This is a genomic window from Defluviimonas sp. D31, from assembly GCF_033436765.1.
Classification (GTDB): Bacteria; Pseudomonadota; Alphaproteobacteria; order Rhodobacterales; family Rhodobacteraceae; genus Albidovulum.
In genome coordinates, this window is the sequence record NZ_JAWQFN010000040.1 from 1 (window position 1) to 5354 (window position 5354).

The following is a 5354-nucleotide window of genomic DNA, read 5'->3' on the forward strand; positions in this document are numbered from 1 at the left end:
GCCTTCGGCGAGGCGCTGCGTCCCGAGTTCAAGACCTACGCGGCGCAGGTCAAGAAGAACGCGGCGGCGATGGCGGACGAGCTGATGAAGGGCGGGATCGACGTCGTCTCGGGCGGCACCGACAACCACCTCTGCCTCGCCGACCTGCGTCCCAAGAAGGTGACCGGCAAGGCCGCCGAGGCGGCACTCGGCCGCGCCCACATCACCTGCAACAAGAACGGCGTGCCGTTCGACCCCGAAAAGCCCTTCGTGACCTCCGGCATCCGCCTCGGCGCGCCGGCCGGCACCACCCGCGGCTTCGGCGAGGCCGAGTTCCGCCAGATCGCCCGGCTGATCATCGAGGTCGTCGACGGTCTCGCGGCCAACGGCGAGGACGGCAACGGCGCGGTCGAGGCGAAGGTCAAGGCCGAGGTCGCGACGCTCTGCGCCCGCTTTCCGCTCTACCCGAGCCTCTGAGCCCGGCAGACCCGAACACGGCAAGGCCCCCGCGGAAACGCGGGGGCTTCGTCTTNGCCGCGACTCGCATTTGTCCGGTTCGAGTACTGAGGGGACGCTCGCTGGGAGGTTATGGTTCGAGCAGAAGTGGTACTTGGGCCCGGATTCGAAGATAAACCCAAGGCATGCTATCTTTACGAAAAAAGGGGAGAATAGTCATGGCAAACGCATTTTCGTACTCGTGTCGAGATTGCGAGGGGATGGAGGCTTGCCCCGCGAGCGTGGTTGCAGAGACGAAAGACGAAGTTTGGAAGCTCATGCAGCTTCATGCACAGGTCGCACACGATGAAAATCCCGCTGATTGGGATAACGAAACGCGGGACTATCTGAGCACCTTGATCAAGCCTGTGAGTGTTTAGCCGGGCTGAAAAGGATAAGATGGGACAGTGTCCCGGATTGTGGCATGGGTGCTGGTTGAGGCGGTCACCGGGGATGTTCCGGTAGGGTCCGGCTGCTGACAGCGGCAACGACATCAGCGGCTATCTTATCGTTAGGTGTTCAGTCCCAGCATCATTCAGCTGCAAGATCTCGCCAAGGCCAAGGATGGCGGACGGGCATCCAATGCTTCGTTCAACCCGACCGGGTCTCGCTCTAGCACTGCTTGCACGGCTAGATCTTGGACGAACGCAGCTTACGGACAGAGCGAGTGCCACGCCTGTTTCCTGCGAATTCACGCACAGTTTCACGGCACTCACACAGAGTTCCCGCATCGTTAACGCCCAAGGCGACGGGCGTTTCACCGCGCATGGTCAGGGTGAAGGCATCGAAACGACATGCACAGGAGAAACAGCAATGTCATATCTTTGCCACCGCGCCCACGTCTTTGCGTCTTCCGCCATGCTTCTGGCTGCGACCTCAGCCTCTGCCGAGATGGTGACCCTTTACGACGGCGGGTTCACCCGCGTTTCCGCCGGCGCAAAGGTGGCCGAGCATTGTCAGGTCGAGGGTTACCGCTCGGCCGACAATTGGGCAGAAGCAACGAGCCACCTGACGCTGAAGCAGGACGCCGCGTCCTCTGAAGTCAGCGTCACCCTGGATAACGCTCGCCCGGACACGCTCTTTACCATCTGGCTAATGCTTGCGGGGAAAACCCCAGATGGCGAGAGCTTCGGGGGCAGCCCGCTGATGAAATCGGGGGCAACGCCTCTGATTGCGACCGCTGATCTGTCTGAGGCGGTGGCAATCCTGAAATCACCCCGGACCGAGGTCACGAACGGATTCATCACCGATTCGGACGGCAATGGCAGCGTTACCCTGTACCTTGACTACCCGATTGTCGGGGGGGCCTATCCATTCCAGCGGTACGACCGCTTCGATGCAACCGATCCGGCATATACACATGACACACCGCGGGCGATTCCGGTCGCCATCACCGGAAAATCTTCGGGCGCGCCCTTCACCCTCCGGCTCGCGTCGCATTGCGGAGACAACCTGCATGACGGCCTTGTCGCCGGTCAGCACGAACCGTGGTTCGACTGGCTTGCCGATTGAGATTCCGAAAACATGAAGCATTCGAGAACCCCGCCTTTCGTGGGGTTTTCGGGCTGGTTGCAGATTCGCTTTCCAGCATTAACGAAGGATTCGCCCGTAGTTCACATATCTCGGCCATTGATGGCGCTGTAGCGTTCCAAGCGATTGACCACTTGCCAGCAGGTTTGCGGGAGGCCGTGTCAAGTCAGGACAAATCTCGCGGTTGCGACGAACGGCAGGCCGGTCCCGCACAGGATCCCAACAGGATGTGCGGACTTATCATGTCTTTTGGCCGGACCTTGCCCCGTCGGGCGGACCGGTGCCCGTAGCCGCGCCCCCGCGCAGGGGGCTGAGTCAGCCCTCGAAGCCGGTGGCAAAGTTGTGCTTCCGGATCGCCCACTGGCATCCGGGCCGTTCGGTGACGCCCCGGGCCAGAGCACGGAGCCTCGGCATGACTTCGAACAGCGCGCGGGGCGGGTCGTGCCAGGTCGTCATCATCTGGAGGTAGATGTCACAGGCCGAGAACCGATCGCCCAGCAGCCACGGGCCCTGATCCGCCAACCGGCGTTCGACGATCTCGAGCTGCGACGCGGCCATCGTCAAGGCTCGCGACTTGACCGCATCCTGTCCATCGGCGGAGGCCGTGTAGCGGTCCGGATGGTAGTAACGGTTGTAGGACGGATAGACGGTATCGGCCAGAAACAGCATCCATTGCAGGAACTCGGCCCTGTCGTCGGCGTCGGGACCGGGCGCTAGTCCGGCCTCGGGGTGCCGGTCACAGAGGTAGATGATGATCGCGGCGGATTCGAACATCGACCGCCCGTTGCCGAGCCCCAGGGCGGGGATCAGTCCGAGCGGCTGAAGTCTCCGATACCGTTCAGTCCGGGTCTCGCCGCCATCGTAGTCGACTTCGTAGAGGTCGAAATCGACGCCGAGCTCCCTGAGCACGGCCATCGGTGCGTAGGATGACGACCATGGGTGCCAATAGAGCGTGTACACCGGTCAACTCCCTGAGGTGGCTGCGTCCCGGAGTATAGCATCCTCGCCGAGTCGATGCCCGAACGCCGGTTCACGCCGCGCCGCCCGCCTCCAGCGCCAGTTCGGTTCGCCCCCGAGGTGGGCGAAGGTCGAAAGGGGGCAGCGCCCCCTTTTTCATACTTTTTACGCAGCCCTGGTCTGCCGTCGGACGAGCGGCCGAGCTTCACGCAAACCCGGCCAATTGCTGCGCAATCCCGCTTCGGCGATCAGCCCTTCGGCGTGTACCAGATCGGCGAGGTATAGGCGCGCTCCTGGGTCTCCATCGGGCTCTCCTCGGGCACTTCGGATCCCATGCGGAAGGCGTCGTAGGCGGTCCAGCGCGGTGTGGGAATCTCGATCACGCGGGCGTAGTAGAAGGCCCGATGCGCGGGGTCGAAGTCCGGGTCGGTCCAGACCGTGCCGAGTTCCGCCGCGCCGATCGTGTTGGTCCAGGTCGCGCGCGCCACGTCCACGGTGGAGCCGACCGGCGGCAGCTTGCCGTCCTCTCCCGGTGCCCGGTCGCCGCCCCAGGCGACGTCGTAGACCTTCTCCTCGGTCGCGCCGTCCGCGGTCATCCAGCCCTTGACGATCTGGATGCGGTCGAGGTTGCCGCCGATCGGGTCCTTGAGCGCGAAGACCATGAAGGTGGGCGCCGCCGCGCCTTCCGGTGCGGCCGGCAGGTCGCCGCCCATCGGCACGCCCCTGCCGTAGCCTGCGAAGGCCGGCGTGCGGGAGGTCAGGTCCTCGTCGGTGTAGTCCCAGCCGCCGAAGAAGCGCACGCCGATCCGCGAGCCCGTCGTGGCGTAGACCTCCTTGCGCTCCATCGCGTCGAAGATCGCCTCGCGCGTGTTCTCGGCGGCCCAGACCGCGGCGAGACCGGAGGCCGCCTGCTCCCAGCCGAGAATGGCGACGTCGCCGAACTGGCCGACGACATGGCCGGGTCGCCCGGGGTTCGGCTCGGTGCCGGAATGCTTGCCGAAGAAATTGTCCTCCTGCGCGGTGGCGAGCGAGGTGTGGCTGTCGGTCGAGCCGACCATGCCGAACTTGTAGGGGTTGATCCCGAGCCGCGCCTCGAGCTTCAGGCCGGTCTTCAATGCCTCGCGGGCGTATTCGCCGGCCAGCATGTCGTCGGTCTTCAGCTCCGACAGGTTGAGGTTGCCCTTGTCCCAGGTCTCGTAGTCGGCGAACTCGTCGTTGGGCGACAGGAAGGGATGGGCCTCGCCGTCGCCCTTGATCTGGGTGGCCTCGTACATCGGCTCCCAAAGGGCGCGGGTCCGGACGTATTCCTCATCGAGCGCGGTGCCGTCGTATTGCGCGTCCTCGGGGAACATGATGCCGTTGGACAGGTTCCCGTTGTGGGCAAGTGCCAGCACGTCGCCGCGGGTCAGATCCTCGTAGTTCGCCATCCAGGCCCACAGATCCCGCGGATTGATCGAGCCTACGGGCGGCTCAGTGGTGAAGGGGTCGGCCATCGAGGCCTTCTCGCCGCCGTCGCGGTAGATCACCACGCGGTGCATGTTCCCGCCCTGGATGAGCGAGGTCCATTCGTAGCCGATGAATGCGGTGAAGGTGCCGGGATCGTTCGCCTCCTCCGCCGCGGCGATCTGGCGCTGCCAGACCGAGCGGAACGGCTTGCTTCCGGACTCGATGGCCAGCGCGGGCGAAATCTTCTGGCCGCGCGAGTAGGCGTCGATCAGTTCCAGCGCCGCGGCCACGCCCTCGTCGCCGCCATTGGCCACCATGGTCGCGATGCGGCGGCCCTCCGGGTCGGCCATGATCGAGCCGTCCTGGGCGTAGATCAGGTCGAACAGGCCCATGTTGTCGGAATGGTCGGCCACTACGAGAAAGTCGAGCGGCCGGGACAGCTTCACCGCCATGCCGGTGGTGGCGTTCACCTGTTCGCCCTTAGCGAAGCGGTAGGCGGCGCGCGCGTCCAGCCGGTTGCCGAAGGCGCCCGCGTCGAACGAGGTCGAGGTGTGCAGATGCGTGTCGCCCCAGAGTGGGCGCGAGGGGAAGCCGCGGTCGGCGTAAGGAGAATAGGAGGTGCCCGGAAAAGCCGCGGTGAGACTGGAGGCGTCGGGGGATGGTTCGAAGGCGAAGGCCGCCGCGCCGCTCAGGACCATAGCAGAGGTCGTGGTCAATAGACGGTTCATCAGCATCAAATCTCCTCCCAAAAATGCCAGTGCCGATAGGATAGCCTATCTTGGCTGGCATTTGGACCGGGGCTGCTGACGTCGATCAGTTCCTGTCCTTCCCCCTCCCGAAGAAAAGGCCGCCGCATTTTTTGCGGCGGCAGTCTGGGGAGGGAAGGGGAGGTTCAGATGTCGAGAGTGTTGTCGCGTTCCCAGTCTGTGAAGTGGGCGGCGTAGGCG

General features: G+C 64.4%; 4 protein-coding genes and 1 pseudogene. 3 read left to right on the forward strand and 2 right to left on the reverse strand.

Annotated features, from left to right (window positions below; translation table 11 throughout):
- The 3 genes and pseudogenes from glyA to R5H32_RS20520 all read left to right on the forward strand — a co-directional run.
- Window positions 1–456 (forward strand): annotated as a pseudogene (gene glyA / locus R5H32_RS20510) (serine hydroxymethyltransferase); the annotation flags it as partial.
- Window positions 457–653: 197 nt separating this feature from the next.
- Complete coding sequence (locus R5H32_RS20515) at window positions 654–854, forward strand: DUF1059 domain-containing protein (RefSeq protein WP_318340499.1); 201 nt, start codon at window positions 654–656, stop codon at window positions 852–854.
- A gap of 433 nt (window positions 855–1287) precedes the next feature.
- Complete coding sequence (locus tag R5H32_RS20520) at window positions 1288–1986, forward strand: hypothetical protein (protein ID WP_318340500.1); 699 nt, start codon at window positions 1288–1290, stop codon at window positions 1984–1986.
- Between the two features lie 333 nt (window positions 1987–2319).
- Here R5H32_RS20520 and R5H32_RS20525 read toward each other — a convergent pair whose 3' ends face one another.
- Both R5H32_RS20525 and R5H32_RS20530 read right to left on the reverse strand, forming a co-directional pair.
- Window positions 2320–2964, reverse strand: a complete 645-nt coding sequence (locus R5H32_RS20525; RefSeq protein WP_318340501.1) for a glutathione S-transferase family protein — start codon at window positions 2962–2964, stop codon at window positions 2320–2322.
- Window positions 2965–3209: 245 nt separating this feature from the next.
- Entirely contained in the window at window positions 3210–5141 is a 1932-nt protein-coding gene (locus R5H32_RS20530; RefSeq protein ID WP_318340502.1) for a DUF3604 domain-containing protein, read from the reverse strand.
- Window positions 5142–5354 lie beyond the last annotated feature (213 nt).

Coding starts and splice junctions, on each gene's coding strand:
- R5H32_RS20515 (WP_318340499.1), top strand. CDS start 654: ATGGCAAACGCATTTTCGTACTCGTGTCGAGATTGCGAGGGGATGGAG.
- R5H32_RS20520 (WP_318340500.1), top strand. CDS start 1,288: ATGTCATATCTTTGCCACCGCGCCCACGTCTTTGCGTCTTCCGCCATG.
- R5H32_RS20530 (WP_318340502.1), bottom strand. CDS start 5,141: ATGCTGATGAACCGTCTATTGACCACGACCTCTGCTATGGTCCTGAGC.